At 52.3% G+C, this 23,505-nt stretch carries 15 protein-coding genes and 6 pseudogenes; 6 read left to right on the top strand and 15 right to left on the bottom strand.

Annotated features, from left to right (window positions below):
* Positions 1 to 15: 15 nt before the first annotated feature.
* The 5 genes and pseudogenes from L1889_RS03310 to glyQ form a co-directional block, all read right to left on the bottom strand.
* Entirely contained in the window at positions 16 to 879 is an 864-nt protein-coding gene (locus tag L1889_RS03310; protein WP_238663858.1) for a M48 family metallopeptidase, read from the bottom strand.
* Positions 854 to 1,596 (bottom strand): annotated as a pseudogene (locus tag L1889_RS03305) (lysophospholipid acyltransferase family protein). Before L1889_RS03305 ends, L1889_RS03310 begins: the two are co-directional and overlap by 26 nt.
* Positions 1,590 to 2,135 (bottom strand): D-glycero-beta-D-manno-heptose 1,7-bisphosphate 7-phosphatase, encoded by a 546-nt coding sequence (gmhB, locus tag L1889_RS03300; RefSeq protein ID WP_238663890.1) that lies wholly within the window; start codon positions 2,133 to 2,135, stop codon positions 1,590 to 1,592. Before gmhB ends, L1889_RS03305 begins: the two are co-directional and overlap by 7 nt.
* A pseudogene (gene glyS / locus L1889_RS03295) lies at positions 2,132 to 4,278 on the bottom strand (glycine--tRNA ligase subunit beta). Before glyS ends, gmhB begins: the two are co-directional and overlap by 4 nt.
* Positions 4,279 to 5,187 carry a glycine--tRNA ligase subunit alpha gene (gene glyQ / locus L1889_RS03290; RefSeq protein WP_238663857.1) on the bottom strand — a complete coding sequence of 303 codons (909 nt, stop codon included), beginning with the start codon at positions 5,185 to 5,187 and terminating at the stop codon, positions 4,279 to 4,281. It abuts the pseudogene before it with no gap.
* A 231-nt stretch (positions 5,188 to 5,418) separates the two neighbouring features.
* Here glyQ and L1889_RS03285 point away from each other — a divergent pair, with 231 nt between their 5' ends.
* Both L1889_RS03285 and L1889_RS03280 read left to right on the top strand, forming a co-directional pair.
* Positions 5,419 to 6,186 (top strand): crotonase/enoyl-CoA hydratase family protein, encoded by a 768-nt coding sequence (locus L1889_RS03285; RefSeq protein ID WP_238663856.1) that lies wholly within the window; start codon positions 5,419 to 5,421, stop codon positions 6,184 to 6,186.
* Between the two features lie 54 nt (positions 6,187 to 6,240).
* Entirely contained in the window at positions 6,241 to 7,764 is a 1,524-nt protein-coding gene (locus L1889_RS03280; protein WP_238663855.1) for a fumarate hydratase, read from the top strand.
* Positions 7,765 to 7,883: 119 nt separating this feature from the next.
* Here the strand turns inward: L1889_RS03280 and folK are convergent.
* The 4 genes and pseudogenes from folK to hda all read right to left on the bottom strand — a co-directional run bounded on the left by folK (position 7,884) and on the right by hda (position 11,139).
* A pseudogene (gene folK, locus L1889_RS03275) lies at positions 7,884 to 8,368 on the bottom strand (2-amino-4-hydroxy-6-hydroxymethyldihydropteridine diphosphokinase).
* Positions 8,365 to 9,727: pseudogene (gene pcnB, locus L1889_RS03270) on the bottom strand (polynucleotide adenylyltransferase PcnB). Before pcnB ends, folK begins: the two co-directional pseudogenes overlap by 4 nt.
* Positions 9,728 to 9,736: 9 nt before the next feature.
* Positions 9,737 to 10,441 carry an HAD family hydrolase gene (locus tag L1889_RS03265; protein ID WP_238663854.1) on the bottom strand — a complete coding sequence of 235 codons (705 nt, stop codon included), beginning with the start codon at positions 10,439 to 10,441 and terminating at the stop codon, positions 9,737 to 9,739.
* Between the two features lie 6 nt (positions 10,442 to 10,447).
* Positions 10,448 to 11,139: pseudogene (gene hda / locus L1889_RS03260) on the bottom strand (DnaA regulatory inactivator Hda).
* A gap of 54 nt (positions 11,140 to 11,193) precedes the next feature.
* On the opposite strand from hda, the gene purM reads away from it, so the two are divergent.
* The gene (gene purM / locus L1889_RS03255) at positions 11,194 to 12,243 is read left to right on the top strand and encodes a phosphoribosylformylglycinamidine cyclo-ligase (RefSeq protein ID WP_238663853.1); all 1,050 of its coding nucleotides are present in this window, start codon (positions 11,194 to 11,196) and stop codon (positions 12,241 to 12,243) included.
* Between the two features lie 53 nt (positions 12,244 to 12,296).
* Here purM and miaA read toward each other — a convergent pair whose 3' ends face one another.
* From miaA to L1889_RS03225, 6 genes and pseudogenes are all read right to left on the bottom strand, one after another.
* Complete coding sequence (miaA, locus tag L1889_RS03250) at positions 12,297 to 13,238, bottom strand: tRNA (adenosine(37)-N6)-dimethylallyltransferase MiaA (protein ID WP_238663852.1); 942 nt, start codon at positions 13,236 to 13,238, stop codon at positions 12,297 to 12,299.
* A pseudogene (gene mutL, locus L1889_RS03245) lies at positions 13,239 to 15,118 on the bottom strand (DNA mismatch repair endonuclease MutL). It lies immediately after the preceding gene.
* 322 nt (positions 15,119 to 15,440) lie between these two features.
* The gene (locus L1889_RS03240) at positions 15,441 to 16,799 is read right to left on the bottom strand and encodes an N-acetylmuramoyl-L-alanine amidase (RefSeq protein WP_238663851.1); all 1,359 of its coding nucleotides are present in this window, start codon (positions 16,797 to 16,799) and stop codon (positions 15,441 to 15,443) included.
* A complete protein-coding gene (gene tsaE, locus L1889_RS03235) occupies positions 16,748 to 17,293 on the bottom strand; it encodes a tRNA (adenosine(37)-N6)-threonylcarbamoyltransferase complex ATPase subunit type 1 TsaE (protein ID WP_238663850.1) in 546 nt (181 codons plus the stop codon). The genes L1889_RS03240 and tsaE overlap by 52 nt, the downstream gene beginning before the upstream one ends.
* Positions 17,294 to 17,306: 13 nt before the next feature.
* Positions 17,307 to 17,651 (bottom strand): AEC family transporter, encoded by a 345-nt coding sequence (locus L1889_RS03230; protein ID WP_238663849.1) that lies wholly within the window; start codon positions 17,649 to 17,651, stop codon positions 17,307 to 17,309.
* A gap of 2 nt (positions 17,652 to 17,653) precedes the next feature.
* Positions 17,654 to 18,205, bottom strand: coding sequence for an AEC family transporter (locus tag L1889_RS03225; RefSeq protein ID WP_238663848.1), 552 nt, complete (start codon positions 18,203 to 18,205; stop codon positions 17,654 to 17,656).
* 113 nt (positions 18,206 to 18,318) lie between these two features.
* On the opposite strand from L1889_RS03225, the gene L1889_RS03220 reads away from it, so the two are divergent.
* The 3 genes from L1889_RS03220 to L1889_RS03210 all read left to right on the top strand — a co-directional run bounded on the left by L1889_RS03220 (position 18,319) and on the right by L1889_RS03210 (position 23,474).
* Complete coding sequence (locus L1889_RS03220; protein WP_238663847.1) at positions 18,319 to 18,789, top strand: MarR family winged helix-turn-helix transcriptional regulator; 471 nt, start codon at positions 18,319 to 18,321, stop codon at positions 18,787 to 18,789.
* Positions 18,786 to 20,702 carry an FUSC family protein gene (locus L1889_RS03215; RefSeq protein ID WP_238663846.1) on the top strand — a complete coding sequence of 639 codons (1,917 nt, stop codon included), beginning with the start codon at positions 18,786 to 18,788 and terminating at the stop codon, positions 20,700 to 20,702. Before L1889_RS03220 ends, L1889_RS03215 begins: the two co-directional genes overlap by 4 nt.
* Before the next feature lie 753 nt (positions 20,703 to 21,455).
* Complete coding sequence (locus tag L1889_RS03210; RefSeq protein ID WP_238663845.1) at positions 21,456 to 23,474, top strand: sigma-54-dependent Fis family transcriptional regulator; 2,019 nt, start codon at positions 21,456 to 21,458, stop codon at positions 23,472 to 23,474.
* The last annotated feature ends 31 nt before the right edge of the window (positions 23,475 to 23,505 follow it).

Raw genomic sequence — 23,505 nt, 5'->3', positions numbered from 1 at the left:
TTTCTCCAGTTTGAGTTAGAGCAGCGGTAAGCTGCCCGGATCATGATTCTTAAGTTGCTGTCGTGCAGCAGCGAAGTCGGGCATCAGGCGCTCAACCTCCTGCCAGAAGGCACGGCTATGATTCATTTCTTTCAGATGGGCCACTTCGTGGGCGATCACATAGTCGATGATAGGCTTGGGAAAGTGAATAAGCCGCCAATTCAACATGATTGTGCCGTCGCTGGTGCACGAACCCCAGCGTTTCGCCGGCCCGGCTAACCGCCAGCGTTTCAGTGGTTTGGGACTGCTGAGAACGAAGTGTCCGAGTCTTTCTTCAAAATACCACGTGGCTTGCTGTTGTAGCCAGGCGTGAGTGTGATCCTGAACGCGATCGCTGTCGGCCTCGGGCGTTAAAGGTAGCGTCAGGACAGCGTTGGAGACCGGTGCTTTAAGATCTCCTCCAAAAGTGCTTTGACGTTCCTGGGGATTAAGGTTAAGCGTAATTTGAATACCCAGGTAGGGGATGCGTCCGCCCTGGCACCATTGTGACTGACCAATTGCCAGCTGGGATTTACGCGTTTCCCACTCGGTGAGCTTTTTCAAGATCCAGTTGGCTTTACTATCGATGGCCTTATCAATTTGTGCCAGACTTACCCATGGCGGAGCAGTAATACGCAGGCCGTTTTCGCTAACTGACAGACCCACTGACTTTCTACGTGATCTCATCAATACATACCCAATATTGATACCGGAGACCTCGCAGTGGCGCCACTGCGCGCCACAGGGTAAATTAGCCGGTCGCGGGGTATTTACCGTACTGAGTTTTGCTGGGCGCCGTGCTGATTTTGCTGGCGCTTCGGCATGTGGTGCTGAATTATGAAATAGAGGAAGTTGAGGCATTGTATCGTTCTGGGTTAAGGACTCGCATCTCGCCTTCAATCCAGTCTTGAACCAATTGATTTAACTCTTCGGCTGTGCGCCCTTCGGAGCTGATGGGGGGCCAATCGAGACGGTAATCATGCCAGGTGTTTTAATAAAAGCCTTTCGGGGCCAGCGTTCGCCCGCGTTGTGCGCAATGGGCACGACTACCGACTTGGTCCTGACAGCCAATGAAGCGCCGCCTATTTTATAGCGACCTGCCTTGCCCGCCGCGATACGCGTGCCTTCAGGAAAGAGTATGGGCCATCGGCCTTCATCCAGGCGTTGTTGCCCCATGCTTACCACCTGGGCAAAGGCATCCTTGCCCTTGGCGCGATCAATGGGAATCATGCGCAGCAAGGCTAAGCCCCATCCGAAAAATGGTACGCGATGCAGTTCGCGCTTGTAGACAAAACAGACCTCGCGCGGCATATAGGCCGGGAAAAACATGGTTTCCCAGGCTGACTGGTGTTTGGATAGCAAAATGGCGGGGCCATCAGGCAGGTTCTCCCAGCCTTTTACTTGCCATTTGATGCCCAGAAAGTGTTTGGCACCCCAGACGGCTAAACGTGGCCATCCTGCTGTGAGTCTATAGCGCCAATGCAAGGGTAAGGGCGACCATAAAATACAGGCAAAAGCGTATGGAATAACAGTGACAAGCAAAAAAATCTGATAGAAAACTGCTCGAATTACTAACATGCTGAAAATCCTAGCCAGTCGTCAACGACTGCCGCTAAATTGGGGCGCACGTGACATCCCTTTGGGAGAGCTCCGGAGTCCAGAGTGCGTTGACCATTTCCTGTTAATACCAGCCAGGTTTTGCAACCCATTGAATAGGCTGCCTGTATGTCACGTAGCGAGTCACCTACTGCCACCACACCCTTTAAACTGATGTCGTAGCGTTTGGCGATATCCTGAAAAAGTCCAGGCAACGGTTTACGGCACAGACAGCTATCGTCTGGCCCATGTGGACAGATAAAGATTGCATCGATATGTCCGCCCAGGGCAGCAAGCTCTTTTCTCATTTTTGCGTGAATGGCATTCAGCGTTTGCATGGTAAATAGCCCACGGGCCAGCCCCGACTGATTGGTTGCAACGACAACCTTCCAGCCGGCTTGGCTGAGTTTGGCTATGGCCTCTAAGCTGCCGGGAAGGGCACGCCACTCGTCGGGGTGCTTGATGAACGCGTCCGAGTCGTAGTTGATGACCCCATCCCTGTCTAAAATGGCCAGCATCAGGCTACCAGCCGCGATAAATCGGCTACTTGATTCATGGTCTGATGAAGTTTTCCAAGCAGTGCAAGGCGATTGGCCCGTATCGCAGGGTCGTCGGCCATCACCATGACTTCGTTAAAGAACCTGTCCACAGCTTCTTTGGCACGAGCCAGGGTTGCCAGGCTTGCACTGAACTCTCCCCTGGCAAACTGGGCGCTAGCCTCAGGGCTTAACTCGCGAATAACTCGATCAAGTTCAAGTTCAGCCGGCTCGGTCAACAGTGCACTGTTGAGTTCACCTGATTGTGTGTCAGCACGTCGTAGCAGGTTGCTGATGCGTTTGTTGGCGCTTGCCAGGCTTTCGGCCTCAGGCAGCGAGGCAAACGATGCGCAGGCTTCGATGCGTGCTTGTACTTGCTGTAGCGGAGGCTGCAGAGCCAACACGGCCTCGACGACGTTCCGCTCATGGCCGGAGACGAGTTGATTGCGATAGCGCTCGTAAATAAAGATACGTACGGCATTGAGAGTGTCGTCGTTGACAACGCCAGCCTCGAAGGTTTGAGCAGCAATGGAAAGCAGTTCTGAAAGCTGAAGTTTGCTTTCACCGGCATCGCCCAGATAGTTGCCTGCGCCTAGCTGTTCAAAGGCACTGATCACCCCTAATGCCGCTCGACGCAGCGCATAGGGGTCGCGTTCGCCCGTAGGAGCCAGGCCAATAGCCCAAATGCCAACCAGGGTTTCGGCGCGCTCTGCTAAAAACAGTAAAGCCGTGACCAGGGTATCGCTGTTAACAGGGGTTTGCAGACGGTGTTGGTATTGTTCGCGTAACGCTCGTGCTACAGAAGGATCTTCACCATCTGCCTGCGCATAGTAAGCGCCCATCACACCTTGCAGTTCGGGGAATTCACCCACCATATTGGTGTTCAGATCGGCTTTGGCTAAAAGAGCCGCGCGATCAGCCAGTTCTATGTTGGCACCTAGTCTTTCGGCCAGCGCCCTGATGATCTTGCGTATGCGCTCTACGCGTTCTCGTTGTGAGCCCAGCTTGTTGTGATAGACACTGCTTTCGAGGCTAGCCACGCGGTCTTCCAGCGTGGTTTTGCGATCGGTATCGAAGAAAAAACGGGCATCAGCCAGACGTGGCAAGATGACGCGCTGATTACCTTCAATAATATCGCTGGGATCGTCAACCTGCATATTGCTGACAATCAGGAATTTATTGCTGAGGCTGTACGTTTCTGGATTAAACAGCGGGAAATAACGCTGGTTTAAGCGCATGGTCAGGATCAGGCACTCGGAAGGAATCTGGAGGAAATCGCTATCGAATTCGCCCACGTATACGGTAGGGTGTTCAACTAGGGCGGTGACCTCATCAAGCAACTCAGGGACTTCAGGATCATTGCCCAGGCCGGCGTTCAAGGCCTGGCATTGTGCAGCAAGCTGCTTTGAAATGAGTTCCCGGCGTTTGTCGAACGAGGCAATAACCTTACCCTCAGTTTCCAGCTGCTCTACGTAGCTGTCTGCAGAGCGAATGCTTAGCGGGGCATCACACATAAAACGGTGACCGGTGCTTTGTCTGCCTGATGTTAAGCCCAGGGCTTGCAGAGCAATAACATCACGACCCCATAAGGCAGTAAGGCCATGGGCAGGGCGTACAAACCGTACGCTGGTTTGACCATCCGCTAACTGGTAGCGCATTAGCTTTGGTATGGGCAGATGCGTTAGTGCGTAGTCAAGGGCTTCTTGTAGCGCTGCAGGCAATAAAGCGCCAGTGGCCATACCTTTGGCATACAGGTAATCTTGCTTGCCGTCGGACTCAACGTGCAGCTCATTCGCAGTCAAGTGGGCCAGGCCCTTGCTCTCAAGGCGTTTTGCCAGGGCTGGGCTAATGTTTCCGTTAGCGTCAAAACCGATTTTTGCAGGCATCAGCTTATCGCTGAAAGCCTGGTCTTCAGCCTGTGCCTTTACGTCATCAATGTATACGGCTAAGCGGCGGGGTGTGGCATAGGCCACCGGAGAGCTTTGGCCGTTTACCAGGTGTTGTTCGCTAAGGATCTTGAAAATACCCTCTGCAAAGGCCTGCCCCATTTTTTCCAGGGCTTTTGGGGGAGCTCTTCGGTTTGAAGCTCAACCAGTAAAGGGCGGGTATCTTGAGTAAGTGTTGTCATTTATTTGGTCTCCGTCGCGTCGGAGCTTTGCAGCATGGGGAAGCCGAGACGTTCGCGAGACTCGTAATAAGCTTGTGCCACTGCGCGGGATAGATTGCGAATACGACCAATGTAGGCTGCACGTTCAGTAACGCTAATGGCACCTCGTGCGTCAAGCAGGTTGAACGTGTGAGCTGCTTTTAAGGTCTGCTCGTAGGCCGGAAGCGCTACAGAAGCTTCGACCAGGCGCTTGGCTTCGCTTTCATAATCAATAAAGTGCTGGAACAGGATATCGGCATTCGACAGTTCGAAGTTATAGGTAGACTGTTCGACTTCATTTTGATGATAGATGTCGCGGTAATACACAGAGCGGCCTTTGCCGTCGGTAGTCCAAACCAGATCATAGACACTTTCTACACCTTGTATGTACATCGCCAGGCGTTCAAGGCCATATGTGATCTCGCCGGTGGCTGGCACGCAATCCAGGCCGCCGACTTGCTGGAAATAGGTAAATTGCGTAACTTCCATGCCATTTAACCAGACTTCCCAGCCCAATCCCCAGGCGCCCAGCGTGGGGTTCTCCCAATCGTCTTCTACGAAGCGGATATCATGCTGCTTGGGGTTGATGCCCAGGGCTTTTAGGGAGCCGATATACAGATCAACAATATTCTCTGGCGCAGGTTTCAGAACAACCTGGTATTGATAATAGTGCTGCAAACGGTTCGGATTATCGCCATAACGGCCATCGCCAGGCCGGCGCGACGGCTGCACGTAAGCTGCACGCCAAGGCTCTGGCCCGATAGCGCGTAAAAATGTAGCTGTGTGCGAGGTGCCGGCTCCGACTTCTAAGTCGATGGGTTGGAGCAAAGCGCAGCCTTGTTCGTCCCAATAGTGCTGGAGTGTGAGTATTAACTGCTGAAAAGTGAGCATGGTCAAAGGGCCAGTAAATCGAGGTGCCGCAAAATTTTTCTATTTTAGCTGTTTCTGCCGATTAGCTTATGTTGCAGCGTAAAAAATCAAAGGCTGCGCTGCGGACAAACGTCGCAGGGGCAGCAGAAATGGCACAAATTAGTCGTATGATAGAAATCTAAAGATGTCTTATTGTATAGAACCTGAGTCGTTACAGACCAGGATTAACACGCTTTCTTAGGAACTCGCAAAATGTCAGAGTTAGTGCTAAGTGAAATCATTGATCATATTATGATTATTACCCTCAATCGTCCTGAAGCGCGAAACGCTGTTAACTACGAAACAGCGGTGCAATTAGCCAAGGCGCTGGATGAGCTGGATGCCAGCCCTGACATTCGAGTGGGTATTCTAACCGGTGCGGCCCAGACTTTTAGTGCAGGGATGGATTTAAAAGCCTTTGCCAAAGATGGGCAACGCCCCTATATAGAGAACCGCGGTTTTGGTGGTATGTGCGAGCGGCCTCCGCGCAAGCCTGTTATCGCTGCCGTCGAAGGCTACGCATTAGCCGGCGGGTTCGAGCTCGCCTTAGCCTGCGATTTGATTGTGGCGTCCGAAGAAGCCAAATTTGGCTTGCCTGAGGTTAAGCGGGGCATTGTTCCAGGGGCAGGGGGCATGTTGCGGTTGCCTGTGCGAATTCCCTACCATTTGGCGATGGAAATCGTGCTTACAGGAGACATGTTTGATGCCAGGCGGGCCCATGGGCTAGGTTTGGTTAACGAGTTGACCCCGAAGGGCCAGGCTCTTGAGCAGGCGCTTGCCTTGGCACGACGTATTATCAACAACGGACCACTGGCCGTTCAGGTCGCCAAACAGGTTATCAGCCAGTCTCGAGACTGGCCTCAAGACCAGATGTTCGATTTGCAGCGTCCCATCACGGCGCCGGTTTTTGCATCCGCCGATGCAAAGGAAGGCGCTACTGCCTTTGCCGAGAAGCGCCCACCTGTATGGCAAGGCAAGTAAACTCCTCCTTACTGTTATGTTTCGTTAAATTTCTACTTTATAAAAGCACACATCATGACCACGATCATCAATGAGCAGGACTTTATTCAGTCTATAGCTGATGCCGTCCAGTTTATTAGTTATTACCACCCCGCTGATTACATTCAACACTTGGCTCGCGCTTATGAGCGTGAGGAAAATCCGGCTGCTAAAGATGCTATTGCACAAATCCTGACGAATTCACGCATGTGCGCCGAGGGACATCGTCCCATCTGCCAAGACACTGGTGTAGTCAATGTGTTTTTAAAAGTAGGAATGAATGTACGTTTTGAGACCACACTCAGCCTGCAAGAGCTCTGCGACGAAGGGGTGCGCCAAGGCTACCTGAACCCGGATAACCCGCTGCGCGCATCCATTCTGACTGATCCGCTGTTTAGCCGAAAAAACACGCGCGACAATACGCCCTGTATTGTCAGTGTCGAGCTGGTACCAGGCGACACTGTAGACATTCAAATTGCAGCAAAAGGCGGTGGTTCCGAGAACAAGGCCAAGTTTGCCATGCTGAACCCTGGCGATTCGCTGGTCGATTGGGTCATGCGTACCGTGCCCGAAATGGGGGCTGGCTGGTGTCCTCCCGGGATGCTTGGTATTGGCGTTGGTGGCACAGCCGAAAAAGCCATGCTAATGGCCAAGGAGTCGCTGATGGGCGACATCGATATGTACGAGCTTTTGCAGCGTGGGCCACAGAACAAGATAGAAGAACTGCGTATCGAGCTTTATGAAAAAGTGAACTCGTTGGGCATCGGAGCTCAAGGCCTCGGCGGCTTAACCACTGTTCTCGATGTGAAAATAAACACCTTCCCGACGCATGCTGCTTCTAAACCTGTTGCCATGATCCCTAACTGTGCGGCGACACGTCACGCACACTTCGTGCTGGACGGTAGCGGTCCGGCTCATCTGTCCCCTCCCAGCCTCGACTTATGGCCCGATGTGCATTGGGCTCCCGATTACAACAAGTCTCGTCAAGTTGATTTGAATTCGCTTAGCAAGGAAGACGTGGCAAGCTGGCAGCCAGGCGAAACCCTATTGCTTTCGGGCAAAATGTTTACCGGTCGGGATGCGGCTCATAAGCGCATTCAAGAGTTGCTGAGCAAAGGCGAGCCTTTACCCGTAGACTTAACTAATCGCGTTATTTATTACGTAGGGCCGGTTGATCCGGTGCGCGACGAGGCTGTTGGTCCTGCAGGGCCCACCACCGCTACGCGTATGGACGGATTCACTGAAATGATGCTGTCGCAAACCGGTTTGATTTCCATGATCGGGAAAGCCGAGCGCGGTCCAGTAGCCATCGAGGCCATTCGCAAACATGGTTCAGCTTATTTAATGGCTGTTGGCGGTTCGGCCTATTTGGTCTCTAAAGCGATACAAGCCTCAAAGGTAGTGGCTTTCGAAGATTTGGGCATGGAGGCGATCTATGAGTTTGAAGTCAAGGATATGCCGGTAACGGTTGCTGTCGATTCCACCGGAACATCCGTCCATACCACTGGACCTGCTACGTGGCGCAAGCGTATTGCCGAAATTCCGCTAGTCGCCATCTAGAAGACGGGTGCGTGGCGCTTGTAGCTAAAGCGCTATCGCCTGGGCCAATAAAAAACCCTCTGCTTTCTCTATGCTGTAAAAAAACAGAGAAGCCAGAGGGCTTTTATTGATAAGGTCTTTTACTCGTCATCAAGAGCATGAATCTCTTGGTCTGCAACCGTGCTTAGCAATTGGCTTATAGGGCCTTGGGCAAGTTGCAATGAAGGTGCAAGCTCAGCCAGGGGTGTAGTACAAAGGCGCGCAGATGCATGCGTGGGTGGGGAACCGTTAGCATCTCTGCGTTGATGCTTTCGTCTCCAAATAACAGCAGATCAAGGTCAAGAGTACGGGGCGCATTGCGCTCGGATCGCTCTCGCCCATGGTCCAGTTCGATACGCTGCAGGTGACTGAATAAGTCAACGGCGCTTAACGTCGTTTGCAGGGACACCACAGCATTGATGTAGTCGGGGCCGTCCGCATCAACGGGCTTTGTGCGGTAGAAGCCGGAACTCTGTAATTGTGAAACCTGGGGAAGCTCCCGGAGATCGTCGATGGCTTCAAGTAAAGTGCCGATGGGGTCACCCAGGTTCGCACCCAGTGCAATGTATACGATAGTAGGTTTCATTCTGGAGCTGATGCCTTGTGCGTGGCGGTTTTAGCAGCGGGGCGTTTGGTACGGACGCGCCGGCGCCGGGTGGTTTTTTCACTGCGTGGGGTCGTACGTTCAGTGATCATGGTAGAACGAGTTTCGTCGCTGCCTGCATCAGCCAGGTCCATCCACCACTGGGCCAGTACGCTGTCAACTTCTTTGGCTTCGGCGCGTAATTGCATGAAGTCGACGGCTGCCCTGAAGCGGGGCTGCTCGATCATGCGCCAGATGGCTCGGTTGTTGACGCGTTCAAAACGGGTTTGCATAAACCAGATTTCGCGCATATCTGTTTGGAAGCGGCGCTGAATGGCCAGCGTTTTAGCCTGATGATTGATGACGATGTCACTGGCATCAACCAAAGACTGTACAGGAGGATTTCCTGCTGCAATAAGTTTTTCCCACTCGCCCAGTACCGGTTTCCACAATAGGGTAGCGAATAAAAAGCTGGGGCTGACGCTGCGCCCAGCTCGTACTCGGCTATCCGTGCGGGCCAGAGCCATTTCCAGAAAGTCCAGTTCTTCGGAGCTGTCGAGGCTGTTTTCCAGAAAGGGCAGCATATGCTGATGCAGGTTTTCGGCCCGCAGCTGTCGCAGGCAATCCATGGCATGGCCGCAACTGAGCAGCTTCAACAGTTCGTCGAATAAGCGTGATTCGGGTACGTTAGCGATTAACGGCGAAAGCGTCTGTAGAGGCGCGTGGGTATTGGGTTCTATTGTGCCACCCAGCTTCGCGGCGAAACGTACGGCTCGCAGCATGCGAACCGGATCTTCACGGTAGCGAACTGCGGGATCGCCAATAATGCGTACAACACGATTTTTCAAATCGGTGACGCCCTGATGGTAATCAATGACTTCTTCGGTGCTGGGGTCGTAGTAAAGTGCATTCAGCGTAAAATCGCGCCGGTTGGCGTCGTCGATAAGCTCGCCGTACTGATTATCGTGCAAGATGCGGCCATGGGCATCGGTTTGCTGAGCTTCGGTGTCGACTGCCCTGAAGGTAGAGGTTTCGATGATTTCTCGACCGAACACCACATGGACCAGCTTGAAGCGACGGCCAATAATGCGGGCACGTCTGAATAAGGGCCGTATTTGCTCTGGGGTGGCATTGGTTGCCACATCAAAGTCTTTGGGCTCAAGGCCTGCAATTAAATCGCGTACTGCCCCCCACAATGTAGGCCTGGTAGCCGTGCTGTTGCAGGACTTCGCAAACTTTAATGGCATGGCGGGAGACCAGACGACGGTCAATGCCATGTTGGCCAGGACCGAAATGTTCCGGTCCTTTGGTAGGCGCAGTGAACAAGCGCGCCACAAAGGTTTTTATTGTGCGTTTCAACATGGGGTTATTTTATGACTTTGCATCCATCATGTCTGCGAAGATATCAAGTATCACCCAATTTCGTTCTGTAGCGGTGCGGCGCAGGCTGTCACTGGGGTTTGTGGCGATGGGATCCGATACTTGTTCCATTAGCGGTAAGTCATTGGGCGAGTCGCTGTAGAACCATACACGTTCAAACTGTTCGCGACGCAGGCCCAAATCGTGCAGCCATTGGTCGACACGCGTGATTTTTCCTTCCTTGAAGCTGGGCACACCGTGTATTTTTCCGGTGTAGAGTCCATCAATTTCTTCGGGAATAGTCGCGATTAAGTGTTCGATGCCAAAGGCTTTCGCCACAGGAGTGGTCACGAACTCGTTAGTGGCAGTGACAATGGCGCAAAGATCACCTTGCTGTTGATGCTTCTTGATTAAATCCAGAGCACAAGGATGAATGGCCGGATTAATAATTTCTTTCATGAATTCGGCATGCCACTCAGCCAGTTCCTGGCGACTGCTGGCTTTGCGTAATAATCCCAGCATGAACTGGGCAGATTCCTCTGCAGTCAGCTTGCCTTCGTTGTAGCGGTTCATGAGTTCTTCATTCAGACGTCGTGCCTCGATGGGGTCGCCAGTACGGCCAGTGCGAGCAAGAAAATCAGCCCATTGGTAATCACTGTCGAGTGGGAGCAACGTATGGTCCAGATCAAAAAGGGCTAAATTGGTGGGGATATTCATGGGTACTCAGGTAGGGAGGTGGCCTTCGGCCAGTAAATCTCTAAGCAAGGGCAGGGTAATATGCCGCTTGCGCGTAAGTGAATAATGATCCAGGGCGTCGATTAATGCGATTAGACGGCTCATGTCGCGCTCGTAGTGAGTCAGCACCCAGTTCATGACTTCAGGACTTAAGTGCAGACCACGATCGCTGGCCCTGGATCGTATGGCTTCGGCACGCTCTTCATCGGACAGCAGGCGTAGCCGGAAAACCAGATCCCAGCCCAAACGCGTGCGCAAGTCTTCACGAACCTGGGTGCCCAGTGGAGCTCGTTCGCCAGAAAGCAACAAAACAAAAGCATTTTTTGTGGAAGCGACTTCGCGCCATCGATTGTATAAAGCGAACACAGCAGCTTGTCCAGCCTGCTTGAGCTTATCAACATCGTCGATCGCAATGAGCGGTAAATTAATGATATCGGCAGCAGCGACGCTTTTAAGCTGTGCAATTGGGCTGCAAGCATTAAAATAGCGGCCATGCCATTGCTCTGCCATCGCCTGAAGCAGATGGGTACGGCCAACACCCGGGGGCCATATAGGTAAATGGCGCGACCGGGTTTACACTGGACCAGTGCATTTAGCACTTCCTGATTAGAGCCGATAACAAAGTTATCGAGCGATGGTGGCGGTGCTGGAGAAATATCCAGAATCAGTTGTTGGTTCATGTGTCGTACAATTCCATCCAACTTGAAATTCTTACATATCCCACGGCTTTTCTCATGACAAACAATCAATCCGTATCGCTAACCTATCGTGACGCAGGGGTCGATATAGAGGCAGGCGATGCGCTCGTCGATCGCATCAAACCTTTAGCCGCTAAAACCATGCGTCCAGGCGTTATGGCAGGCATCGGTGGTTTTGGAGCGCTCTTTGAGCTACCCAAGAACCTTAACGAGCCTGTCCTCGTGTCAGGTACTGACGGCGTAGGCACCAAACTTCGTTTAGCCTTTGAGTGGCAACGTCATAATACCGTTGGTATAGACTTAGTTGCCATGAGCGTCAATGATATTCTGGTTCAAGGCGCAGAGCCATTGTATTTCCTAGATTACTTTGCGTGTGGAACTTTATCAGTCGATACCGCCGCAGAAGTGGTTGAAGGTATCGCCAAGGGATGTGAGCTATCCGGCTGCGCCCTGATTGGTGGAGAAACGGCTGAAATGCCCGGAATGTATCCCGATGGCGAATACGATCTGGCAGGTTTTGCTGTAGGTGTGGTCGAAAAAGCCAAAATCATCTCCGGGCAAACGATCGCAGCGGGCGACGTGATACTGGGTCTGGCCTCCAGCGGCGCGCATTCAAACGGGTATTCGCTAATCCGTAGCATTCTTAAACATGCCAATGCGCGGCCCAACGACGAGCTCGACGGACGCCCTCTGGCAGACGTTGTAATGGAGCCTACCCGCATTTACGTAAAATCGGTGTTGGCGGCGTTGCAGGCACACGGAGACGATATCAAAGGCCTAGTTCATATTACAGGCGGTGGTTTAACTGAAAACATACCTCGTGTGCTGCCTAAAAACGTAGCGGCAAAAATCAAGCGCGATGCATGGGCACTTCCGGCGCTGTTTCAGTGGCTGCAAGAAAATGGCGGAGTCGCCGATGAGGAAATGTGGCGTGTTTTCAACTGCGGCATCGGCATGATCGTGGTGGTACCCCAAGAGCAGGCCGAGGCTATTTCCGCTACCCTGACTGAACAGGGCGAGACGGTATATCGCCTGGGTGATATCGTAGACCGTCAGGGTGATGAGACCTCTGTGCAAATGATCTAACTGAACTAAAACATCCTGCATTCATAAATAAAGGTAGCCGCGGCTACCTTTATTTACGTTAGCGGCCAGTGCTGTGAAACGCTCTGAACCACTTTGGCTGCTCGATGTTCATCCAGGCAATCAATAACCTCACGCTGAGCATCGCTGCGTAACCACGTAAGCTGTCGTTTTGCTAACTGGCGGGTGGCAATAATCGCTTTTTCTATAGCCTCGTCCAGCGAGCACGAGCCTTCCAGGTAGTCCCAGATTTGCCTGTACCCTACACACCGTATAGAAGGCATGGTGATCCCGAGGTCGCCCCGTTCATACAGCGCGTCAACTTCGCCGAGCAGACCCTGCTCAATCATCGTTTGATAGCGAGCGGCAATGCGCGCATGCAGCACCTGACGTTGAGAAGGCTCCAGACTGACGGTGTGATAGTGGAGGCTGGCTCCCTTGGGGGCAGGTTTAGCGTCGAGAATCCAGGACGATAGCGGTCGGCCGCTGATTCGATAAACCTCAAGCGCACGCTGAATGCGTTGACTATCATTAGGAGCCAGACGAGCAGCAGTGACCGGATCCACGTGTGCTAATTGCGCGTGCATGGCTGGCCAGCCTTGAAGCAAGGCTTCGTGATCCAGTTGCGCTCTGATATCTGGCCGGGATTCCGGCAGATCGCTAAGGCCTTCACGCAAGGCTTTGTAGTAAAGCAGGGTCCCACCACATAACAGCGGGTAATTGCCGCGCTTGAAAATGGCATCTATCAGAGTCTGCGCATCGCTTACGAAGGCGGCGGCAGAGTAACTTTCTGCGGGGTCTCGTATGTCGAGCAGATGGTGTGGAATCGAGGCTTGTTCTTCAGCGCTGGGCTTGGCCGTACCAATATCCATCTGGCGGTAAATCGTGGCCGAATCCATGACAATGATTTCTACAGGCCATTCAGCCGCGATGGCATGGGTAGCGGCACTTTTACCGGCGGCGGTAGGACCGGTTAGACAGATAACGGTTTTTTGCATTTATTGACCGCGTAAAAACAGCTTGTCGAGTTCTTGTATTGACCAATATACCCACGTAGGACGTCCATGGTTACACAAATCGGCGCGGTCAGTCTGTTCCATTTTTCGCAACAGAGCGTTCATTTCGTCGAGGGTGAGTCGACGGTTGGCACGAATGGCGCCATGGCAGGCCATTGTTGACAGTAGCTCGTTCCGCTGGCGTGCCAAATGCTCAGAGCCGCCAATGGCCTGCAGGTCGGCCAGGACGCTGCGTGCCAAAGACTCGATATCACCGCGAGCCAGCAGGGCCGGGACCGCCCGGACAGCCAGCGAAGCAGGCCCAGCGGCGCTTAGCGTCAGGCCTAGCTCTTGTAGGGTGTCATGGTGCTCATCAACCAGGGCAACTTCAGTTTCAGTGACTTGAAACACGACAGGCACAAGGAGTTCCTGACATGGCAGGTCGCGCTTGTCCATGGCCTGTTTAAGCTGCTCATACATAACGCGTTCGTGGGCCGCATGCATGTCGATCAAAATTAAGCCTTGTCGTGTTTGCGAGAGGATATAAATGCCGTGCAGTTGGGCAATGGCCATTCCCATAGGTAGATCATTCAGCCCATCGTGAGCCCCTGTGGGCTGCTGGGCGGGTGTGATAGGGCTGGGCTCACTCAGAGCAGGTGTGTCAGTGAGGGAGCGTACAGCTTTTGCCAGTTCGCTTCGTGCTGTGCCACCGATTGAGGGCTTGTGCCAAAGCTTTGCTGACGCCCATAGCCTGACCCAAAACTAGAACTAAACGTGCCACGATTTAGGGTAGGCTCTGCGAGGGAGCCAGAGGCCGTGCCCGTGTGGCCGGGTATCACCTGTTGTTCAGCGGTGCCGGCAGTGATGATGCTTTCGTCTGCAGAGACTGCGCCAGCCTGGCTTTCGGCCAAGGCAGCCGTCAGGGTGCGAACTACAAACTGATAGACGGCTCCCGAGTCGCGAAAACGAACTTCATGTTTAGCGGGATGCACGTTTACGTCAACGGTGGTTGGGTCAATATTCAAGTACAGCACATAGGCTGGCTGCCTATCACCATGCAGCACGTCAGAGTACGCCTGACGAATAGCGTGTGAGACTGTGCGATCACGAATAAAACGGCCATTAACAAATAGAAATTGAAGATCACTGCGTCCACGGGCAAAGGCAGGCCGGATAACCAGACCGTGCAAGGAAATAAGCCCTTGCTCTTGTTCCACACTGATACTGTGGCTGACGAACTCTTCGCCCAGCACATCGAGAATGCGTTGTCCGATGCTTCCTGCTCGCCAGTGGCGTGTGGCTTTGTCGTTGTGAAACAGCCTGAAGGCGATGTCGGGTTTGGACAGGGCAATGCGTTCCAGTGCGGTCACGCAATGCCCGTACTCGGTGTTTTCAGTACGTAGAAACTTTCGTCGCGCAGGGATGCTGTCAAATAACTGACGCACGTCGACGGTGGTGCCCTGGGTACCGCTGGCAGCCTCAGGTGCAAGGCCAAGGCCTTCGATCTGCCAGGCATGGGCTTCGTCGGCAGTGCGAGAGCGTAACGTAGTACGCGCCACGGATGCGATAGACGCGAGGGCTTCGCCACGAAACCCCATTGAAGCGACTGACTCCAACTCTGATAATGAATGAATTTTGCTGGTGGCGTGTCGTGTGAAAGCCAACGCTAACTCATCATGGGCAATGCCGTGTCCGTCGTCGCTGACGGCAATCCGACGTATACCGCCGCCATCCAGGCGGATTTCAATGCTGCTGGCTCCGGCGTCAATGGCATTTTCGAGCAGCTCCTTCAGCACAGAGGCGGGCCGCTCGATGACTTCCCCGGCGGCGATCTGGCTAACCAGCAGGTCGGGTAAGGCGGCGATGGAACGACGTGGGGTCATATTTAATAAATCTCGTTTTGACAAGACAAGTCAGGGTAGAAGCTGTGATGTGTCTTTATTTGGCAGCGCACTAATTTTTAAATCTATCTATGATTTTACATATCGATCAGACTCTGGGGCTATGGCTTGAGCAATATGGTGTGTTTTGGAAAATTGTTAAAGGGTGTGCTGCCACAAGCGCCGGTAAATAAGTGTGCTGGCAGGTAAAAACAAAAAAAGCCTGCCGTTCTGAGTCCCCAAAAAACACCAGATTACTACTTGGTTTTTTGGACGGAATCAGCCATGCAGGCTTCGATCTATATAATCAGTGCTGAAAGACGCACTAGCTGCGATTTGCCAGGGCAACACCTGAACTGAAATAGTTGTTGATGCCCGACAGCAGGGCACGAGCGATCTTGTCTTGGTGGGCGGGGCTTTTTAGCAGCCGCTCTTCGGTCGGGTTGCTGATGAAGGCTGTTTCAACCAAAATAGACGGGATGTCGGGTGCTTTAAGCACAGCAAAGCCCGCGCGCTCTACCTGGCGTTTGTGTAGCCGGTTGATTTTGCCAATTTCCGACAGCACGCCCGAACCAACTCGTACCGAGTCATTAATCTGAGCCGCTGTAGAGAGATCCAGCAGAACTTGAGCAACTTGCTTGTTGTGCGTAGCAATATTGACCCCGCCCACCAAATCAGCTTGGTTTTCTTTGTTGGCGAGCCATCGTGCTGCGGTACTCGTAGCCCCATTTTGCGATAGCGCATAGACGGAGGACCCACGCGCAGTGGGTTTAATCCAGGCATCGGCGTGGATAGAAATAAACAAATCGGCTTTGACACGCCGGGCCTTTTGCACCCGAACCTGAAGAGGGACAAAAAAATCGTTATCGCGAGTCAGGTAGGTGCGCATATTGGGCTGCGCATCGATCAGTTTGCGAAGGCGTCGGGCAATTTGCAAAACCACATCTTTTTCCCGGGTGCCGCCAGGGCCAATGGCCCCGGAATCTTCACCACCGTGACCCGGGTCTAGCGCTACCAGAATGGGCCTTCCCTTGCCCGGAGCCGGACTGATTTGAGGCACAGGAGATTCGGGTGGCGGAGCAGGCTTGGCAATACGGGGTACTTCTTGCCCCTTGACGGATGGAACCGGTACGGCAGGTTGGGATTTAGCCAGGCTTTCCAGCACATCAGCCAATGGATCGTTGTCATCGAACTGTTGAAGCGCGAGCAATGGATCTTGAGCCATGCGCGGGTACAGGTCGAGTACCAGGCGATACTTATACTCGCCCACGGGCTTGAGCGTGAAGATTTGCGGAGCGATGGGCTGCTTGAGATCAAGCACCAGGCGCACCACATTAGGCCGGTTCTGGCCCACTCGAACCGACGAAATATAGGGATCGTTGGCACGCACTTTTGAGACAAGCTCGTTGAGGGTGCTATTAATGGTCAGCCCTTCGATATCCACCACCATGCGGTGGGGGTTCTCGAGAGTGAAGTGCTCGGCTTTGAGCTCGCTATCCATTTCGAGCGTGACACGAGTGTACTCATCAGCGGGCCAGGTACGTACAGCGACGATGGAGTTTGCATGCGCGACGCGAGGGAAAACAGGCAACAGCATTAAAGTTGTTGCTGAGGCTACAAGGCGACGACGCGCTAATCCTGTAGTGGAAATTCCCTGAGCAGAGGTTTGAGTGTTGTTAGCCATTCTTTTCCTTTTTTGCTGTATGCCGCAAGTTGTATTTGCCTGCCGGGTTCGCAATAGTCGAGCTTGATTGTTAAATCGGCCAGGGGTAATAACTTGCCCGCCTTCTCTGGCCACTCGATTAGCACAACAGCGTTTTCCTGCAGAATATCACGAAAACCAGCGTCTAGCCATTCTCGGCTGTCGCTAAATCTATAAAAATCAAGGTGATAGGCATTTAAGCTAGAAAGATTATAGCTTTCAATCAGGGCATAGCTAGGGCTTTTAATTCGTTCTGTGACCCCAGCTTTGCGCAAAAAAGCCCTCGTAAAGCTTGTTTTACCTGCTCCGAGGTCGCCTTCGAGGTGTATATGCCCACCAGCTTTGAAATTTTCCGGTCGCTGAAGGGCATCTTTCCCACAAACGATGGGGGACAGTAGTTCTGCCAAATGTTGTGTTACTGCTTCATCGGCCGCATATAGCTGCAGTGTTGCCAGCGGCTCGCGCGTCGTTGACATGGCGCTGTCCTAATTAAATAAACAAATAACGGATGCATAAAGTTAAGCTTAATGCTGCTACTAAGGTTCCTGTCGACATGGTGGTGGCTACCAGTTGTGCGTCTCCACCCATACGACCCGCCAGCACGTGGGCAGATGAAGCCGTAGGAACCGCAGCAAATAAAATCAGCATATTGGTTTCTAGGGGCGGTAGCCCCATAAAATGGGCAATCGCCAGCGCACTGAGAGGCAACACCAGCAGTTTACTGGCAACCATCCATACCACTAGTTTTTTTGCTCCATCTAAAGCACGCAGGGAAATGGTAGCCCCGACGCACAGCAGGCCTATGGGCAATGCACAGCTTCCCAGGCGGGACAAGCTTAAGTCCACGGGTTTAGGGAGGGGAGCTGCAAAAGGTTCCAGCACAGACCCAACAGGGTAGCCATAATCAAGGGGTTCGTGACGAGTTCAACAGCAATTTTGCGTTGGCGTCCTCTGGCTAAGGCATGAACCGCCAGAATATTCACCAAGGGCACTGCCAGGCCAACCATGACAGACATGAGCCCTAGCCCTTCCTTACCTCCAAGCTCAGTAGCGAGCGACAGCGCTAAATAAGTATTGAAGCGAAAAGCACATTGCACTACCGAGGCATGCTTAAGCGGGTCGGCAGGAACAAAGAGCAGGGCGAGCCATCCGGCCACGACGCCTGTGGCGATGACCCCGCTGATTGCGATGAACAAGCTCAAGGTCTGACCACCTGCCAGCGAGGTGTGGGAAATAGAGTAAAAAAGCAAAGAGGGGAAAAGCAGGTAATAAACAAGCTTTTCGGTATAGCGGAAAAACTCGGCGCTGTAGCCTAAAAAATGACGCAGGACCGCCCCCAGAGCAATCAGCATAAAGTCGGGCAGGATCAAAAGCACAGTCACAAGCATTAGGCGGAGTCGTCCAAGAGAAGCGGGCAGGAAGATACAAGGGCCAAGTGTAATAGACAGCACAACATTTTTTTTAGTATAATTAGGATCCTAATTATTTTAATCAGAATCAAGTGGCTTCTCATAATTCTTTTTCTGCACGCGAACGCTTTGGTGTTCAGTTCGTTGAGCTTGCCCGTCGCTGGCGCCGTGCGCTGGATCACAGCCTGGCGCAAACGGGTCTGACAGATGCCACCTGGGCACCTTTGATACGGCTGCACGAGCTTGGGGATGGAGTACAGCAGAAAGAGCTGGCCTTGCGGGTGGGTCTGCGAGAGTCTAGCCTGGTCAGGCTTTTGGATATTCTTGAGCAAGGCGCTTTGATTGAACGACGCGCTGACGAGGCAGATCGACGGGCCAAACTGATCTTCATCACACCTGCAGGTCGAAACTCGGTGGCAAAAATTCGCAAAGTTCTGGCTCACGTCGAGACGGATATTCTGGTTGATCTTAGTGATCAGGAGATTGAGTCCATGCTGCAAGCCTTCGCCAACATTGGCAAACGCATTCAACCTATTCTGGACGATAGTGAGCAACGGTCATGACTTGTTCAGAATGGCTGTCCCGTTTGGGCTTTGATGCGACTCGTCTGCGGTTCACCTTACGTACTGCGTTAGCATGTTGCGTTGCTGTGCTGCTCGCATGGCTATTAGGCTTAGAGCACCCCCATTGGTCAGGAATGACAGTTTGGGCCGCGTCCCTGCCCATACGCGATCATATGGTCGAAAGAAGTTTCTTCCGTATTATGGGAACGGTGTCCGGGACGCTTGTGGGTGTACTCCTGGTTTACGTGGCTGGTACTCAACCTTTCTGGCTGGTTACAGGAATGGCCATCTGGTTAGCCTTGTGTGTGGGTATAGGTAATTTACAGCGTAATTTCGTGTCGTATGGCACGATGCTCGCCGGTTATTCAGCGGTGATGGTAGCCATGCTGGGCATACCGCATCCAGATCATATTCTCAGTCTTGGCGTTGATCGGCTGTTAACAGCCTTGCTAGGCGTAGTGTCCGCTTTGGCTATAGGCTGGTGGTTTGCTGGCCGTCAGACGCAAGAAACGGTTACCCAACAGCTACGCCGCCTGACTGGGAAAATTCTGAATCATATGGCACAACGGGTACGGGGCGAGCCCGCGCAGCCAAATAGTGTCATTGAAGCCTTGCTCTCGGAAATCGCTGAAATCGATGAGCAGCTCGATTTATTAGGAACGGGCTCATTACAGTCGCATCGTTCAATCCGTCCTCTGCGTGCACTACTGTCAGCTCAGGTTTCTGCTTTGCTGTGGTTACAGCGTGGGTTGACGGTGGCTCCAAATCAAGCCGTAGCCCTGCAACTGGAGCAGATGGCAACGGCGTTGGCAGAATCTTCTGAAACTCAGCACGTGTGGCTGGCTCTTGAGCACACCACCTCCTATCCTGCGTTGGATGCAGTGCTGCTGCGAATGCAGGCGGCTCTGGCCGATTTAGGGGCCGGACCTGACAACGGGTCTGAACAGGGATCGGAAATCCAAGCTGCGGAGATTCATCTCGACTGGGTTGGTGCTCGACAAGCCATGGTCCGGGCTGGTGTCACTATGTTCTTTGTGGGCTTGATCTGGGTATTTACCGGTTGGCGAGGCGGGCCCTACATGATGATAGGCACGGCAGTCATGTTGTCGATTTTTTCGGCATTTGATAGCCCGGCCACAATTATGGGCAGGGTGATTTTCTGGGGGCAGTTGTTGGGTGTCATTGCTGCTCTGATCTGTCGGTGGGTAGTTTGGCCCTTTGCCTCAAGTGAGCTGGAGTTGGTCTTGTTAATGATGCCGTTTATCGTGCTCGGAGGATTGGTGGCTGCTTACCGTAGAACGATGGCCTGTAGCTACGATTTCAATATGATGATGCTTATATTGTTGCAGCCGGCCTATCCACTGACGATTCCGTTTAGCGATTCCTTGATCTATGGTTTCGCCGTGATATTGGCTCCCTTTAGTGCTTATATAGCGTTTCGTCTGATTTATCCTTCCACTCCGCAAAGCAGAATGAAGACTTTAATCGGAATGATGGTGCAAGAAGTTCAGGACCTTGCAGCGAAACCATCCCCCATTGTCCGCCATCCGATCCGGCATGCGCGGCTTTATCACCGCTTGGTTAAACTGGTACGCTGGATAGACAAAACAGGCGAGAAAGGAATGTCGGCCTTGGGCGGCGGTCTGGCTCTGCAATGTCTGGGGACTGTCACGCTGAGTATGCAAGAAATGTTGCAAGAGCCAGAAATTAAAGACAGTACAGCACGCCGGCTTCAGACAGTGCTTAACCGGGTACACAACATTCGGCAAGAACCCGAACGTGTTATTTCGGCATTAGAGCTTGCAGCGAAGCGATTGGCTAGTGAGTCTCGCGCCGAGGCCGAATTACTGCACGAGGCGGCACGCTTAATGAGCGATAACGCGCTGTTCTTTGAGAATTTAAAAAAGACCTGAGGTAAACGAAACAGCTTGAAGGCGTGCCCAGAGATAGCGAGTGATATATAATAGTGTCCGACGAGTTCATGGAATTTAGCTCAACGCCTTTATTTATGGGGGTCTACTCCACTATAAAAAGGTTCTAAGGGGTTCCATATAATAAGTCACGGCCCCATAGTTAAATGGATATAACTTTCCCCTCCTGAAAAATTGGGCACTCAGCACGAAAGGGCTGATGTGAATGCGCTTAAATTCGGTGAAGCCCCTGTGTAGATCACGAGGTAATACCGAGCGAAGCCCGGCAGCGGGAACGTGTAGAGACTCGACAGGTGCAGCCTACGGCAAGAGCTACGGCTAAGATAGAGTCCAGACTACAAACTTGTGCAAAGCAAGGCAGCGAAAGCTGTAGTGGTATGAAGGGAAGATTGTAGGTTCGATTCCTGCTGGGGCCGCCACTACACAACTCACAGAAGCCTAAGAGCTTCTGTTTTTACGTCTAAAATCAATGTATTGGCTTAATTCGGTGCCTGCTAGGGTTAACCGCTGCTTAGCTGTGCCCACGGTTATGGCAAATAAGGGTTTGACGGATTGAAGACCATAAACAGTGGCGCACCCAGCTGGGACTAAGGTTGAAGGGTAAAGTGAAAATTGCGGGTTTGTTTGAATTTGCTTTGTAAGGATGCCGAGGCCATAATCTATTCATAGACATAAGCAGGCTCTGCGTAAGCAGGTCCCATTTACTGAAAACACTATAAAGCAGGAGACAGGTAAATGGTTCTTGATGGTGCGCATCATGCGCGTAGAATCCGGCAAATACTAGAGAAAGGGCAGTTTTCCCCCAGTGATGTCAGCGACGTGGTGCTGAATTCCTGGCGGCGCTGCATGGAGGACTATGGCTTAAACCCTGAGCATAGCCAAGCCCCTCCAGTGTTAACTCGCTCAGAGTTTCTCGAGCGTCAGGATCACGCTGCTCAACTGCTGTATGAGGCAAGTCAGGAAATGGAATTGCTCTACCATCAATTGGCAGACAGCCAATTGGTGGTGGTGCTCGTGGATCGTGAAGGCACAATTTTGCATTTGGTGGCTTCGCCAGATTTACGTGCAGAGCTAGAGACAATGAGCCTCTGCCGCGGTGCAGTGTGGAGTGAACGCTTCGCTGGCAGCAATGGGATGGGGACGTGCTTAGCAACGTTGTCTCCAACGCTGATTCAGACCACAGATCATTTTTTCCCAGAACACACAGTATTAACTTGTACTGCTGTGCCTATTTTCGCGCCTCAAGGTGAACTGATTGCGGCGTTGAATGTGACTGCCAGATCGGGTCTGATGCCACATTCGTCGATGGTGCTGATGAATTTAGCGGCTCGCATGATTGAAAACAGGCTGATGGAAGCATTTTGTGGCGATGCGTTCTCGTTGTATTTTCATGTTCAGCCTGAAAGCGTCAACATTGTGTATGGCGGAAAGCTGATGGTCAGCGCCCAGGATGGCAGCATAATTGCCGCGAATCGCAGTGCATTGTTATTGCTTGGCCTGCAACATACTTCAGAACTGTGTGGCCGGTCGGTCGAGAGCGTATTTCAATCAACTTTCGAAACCCTGTTGCAAAGAAGCATAGAGCATTCTTTTCAACCTATTCCTGTATATGGCTGTGGACTGGGAAATCGTTTTTTTGCTGTAGCTCAGTACTCTAGAAAAAAACTGTCCCAGTTGGTGGCAAGTGGGGGCCAGATTTTTTGCTCGGCATACAAACAAGATTTATACAAGTCTTCGGAATCACTGCCTCCTCGTAACAGGATGACAAGGCTGGAGGTAGAGTTTGGCGATGTACAGATACAGGCGAGCTTTCAGCAGGCATTAAAAGTCGCGAAATACCAAGTGCCCATTTTATTACAAGGAGAAGTTGGCACCGGTAAAGAACACTTTGCCAGGGCGCTACATCACCAAGGTGAGCGATCACAGAGTGCTTTTGTAATCTTGGACTGCATGGTGTTTCGTCAGACTCGACATACAGATGAAAACGCCCTGGGCGAAACAGCTTCTGATATCGAGCAAGATATGGCTGCACAGGTGGAGCAGGCCGGGCAAGGCATATTGTTTTTGGACAAAGTGGAAGAGTTGTCGGCTTCAGCGCAGGCACAGCTACTGAGCATTTTGGATAAGCAGGACACGAGGGGCCATGAGCAGCAGGTGTTGATTGTTGCATCAAGTACTGAGCCCTTGTTGGAGCGAGTTGCAGATGGCCGTTTTCGTGCCGATTTGTACTATAGGATTGGCGGGCTGGAGTTAACACTAGCTCCTTTTAGAGAGCGTTCGCACAGAAGCGATTTGTTCCGGGCTATCTTGCGACAGGAAGACCACTGCGAATATATGAGTGATGAAGCCGAAAAATGGCTGCTTGCCTATCAATGGCCTGGTAACGTTCGGCAGTTACGTCATGTTTTAAGAGCGATGGTGGCGCAGGTTGACGACGGACACCAGTTACAGGAAGGGCATGTACCTATGCACCTTTTACGTGCAACGCCCCCATCGGTGTCATCATTAAGGTTAGGGCCGGCCACAGAGATCGGGGAGCGTTTGCAGGTGAGCAGCAGCGAGGCTGTGCAATCTACAACGCCCGAGCCTATAGCCGGTTTAAACCCCTTGGAGCAAACAGAACGCATCACCTTGCTACAGCTGTTGGAAGGCAACCGTTGGAACATCAGTAGTGTCTCCAAACAGTTGAAGTTGAGCCGTAACACCCTATACAGAAAACTGAACCGCTTACAGATTCCTTTACGTTCAGAGTAGGGCGTAGTTGCTACTATTTAACAAATGAAGT

The organism is Paenalcaligenes niemegkensis (assembly GCF_022230885.1).
Taxonomy (GTDB): domain Bacteria; phylum Pseudomonadota; class Gammaproteobacteria; order Burkholderiales; family Burkholderiaceae_B; genus Paenalcaligenes; species Paenalcaligenes niemegkensis.
The sequence above is the reverse complement of the archived record's forward strand: the minus strand, read 5'-3'. Positions and strand labels throughout refer to the sequence as shown.

Coding starts and splice junctions, on each gene's coding strand:
- L1889_RS03310 (WP_238663858.1), bottom strand. CDS start 879: ATGCCTCAACTTCCTCTATTTCATAATTCAGCACCACATGCCGAAGCG.
- glyQ (WP_238663857.1), bottom strand. CDS start 5,187: ATGCTCACTTTTCAGCAGTTAATACTCACACTCCAGCACTATTGGGAC.
- L1889_RS03285 (WP_238663856.1), top strand. CDS start 5,419: ATGTCAGAGTTAGTGCTAAGTGAAATCATTGATCATATTATGATTATT.
- L1889_RS03280 (WP_238663855.1), top strand. CDS start 6,241: ATGACCACGATCATCAATGAGCAGGACTTTATTCAGTCTATAGCTGAT.
- L1889_RS03265 (WP_238663854.1), bottom strand. CDS start 10,441: ATGAATATCCCCACCAATTTAGCCCTTTTTGATCTGGACCATACGTTG.
- purM (WP_238663853.1), top strand. CDS start 11,194: ATGACAAACAATCAATCCGTATCGCTAACCTATCGTGACGCAGGGGTC.
- miaA (WP_238663852.1), bottom strand. CDS start 13,238: ATGCAAAAAACCGTTATCTGTCTAACCGGTCCTACCGCCGCCGGTAAA.
- L1889_RS03240 (WP_238663851.1), bottom strand. CDS start 16,799: ATGGCTAACAACACTCAAACCTCTGCTCAGGGAATTTCCACTACAGGA.
- tsaE (WP_238663850.1), bottom strand. CDS start 17,293: ATGTCAACGACGCGCGAGCCGCTGGCAACACTGCAGCTATATGCGGCC.
- L1889_RS03225 (WP_238663848.1), bottom strand. CDS start 18,205: ATGCTTGTGACTGTGCTTTTGATCCTGCCCGACTTTATGCTGATTGCT.
- L1889_RS03215 (WP_238663846.1), top strand. CDS start 18,786: ATGACTTGTTCAGAATGGCTGTCCCGTTTGGGCTTTGATGCGACTCGT.
- L1889_RS03210 (WP_238663845.1), top strand. CDS start 21,456: ATGGTTCTTGATGGTGCGCATCATGCGCGTAGAATCCGGCAAATACTA.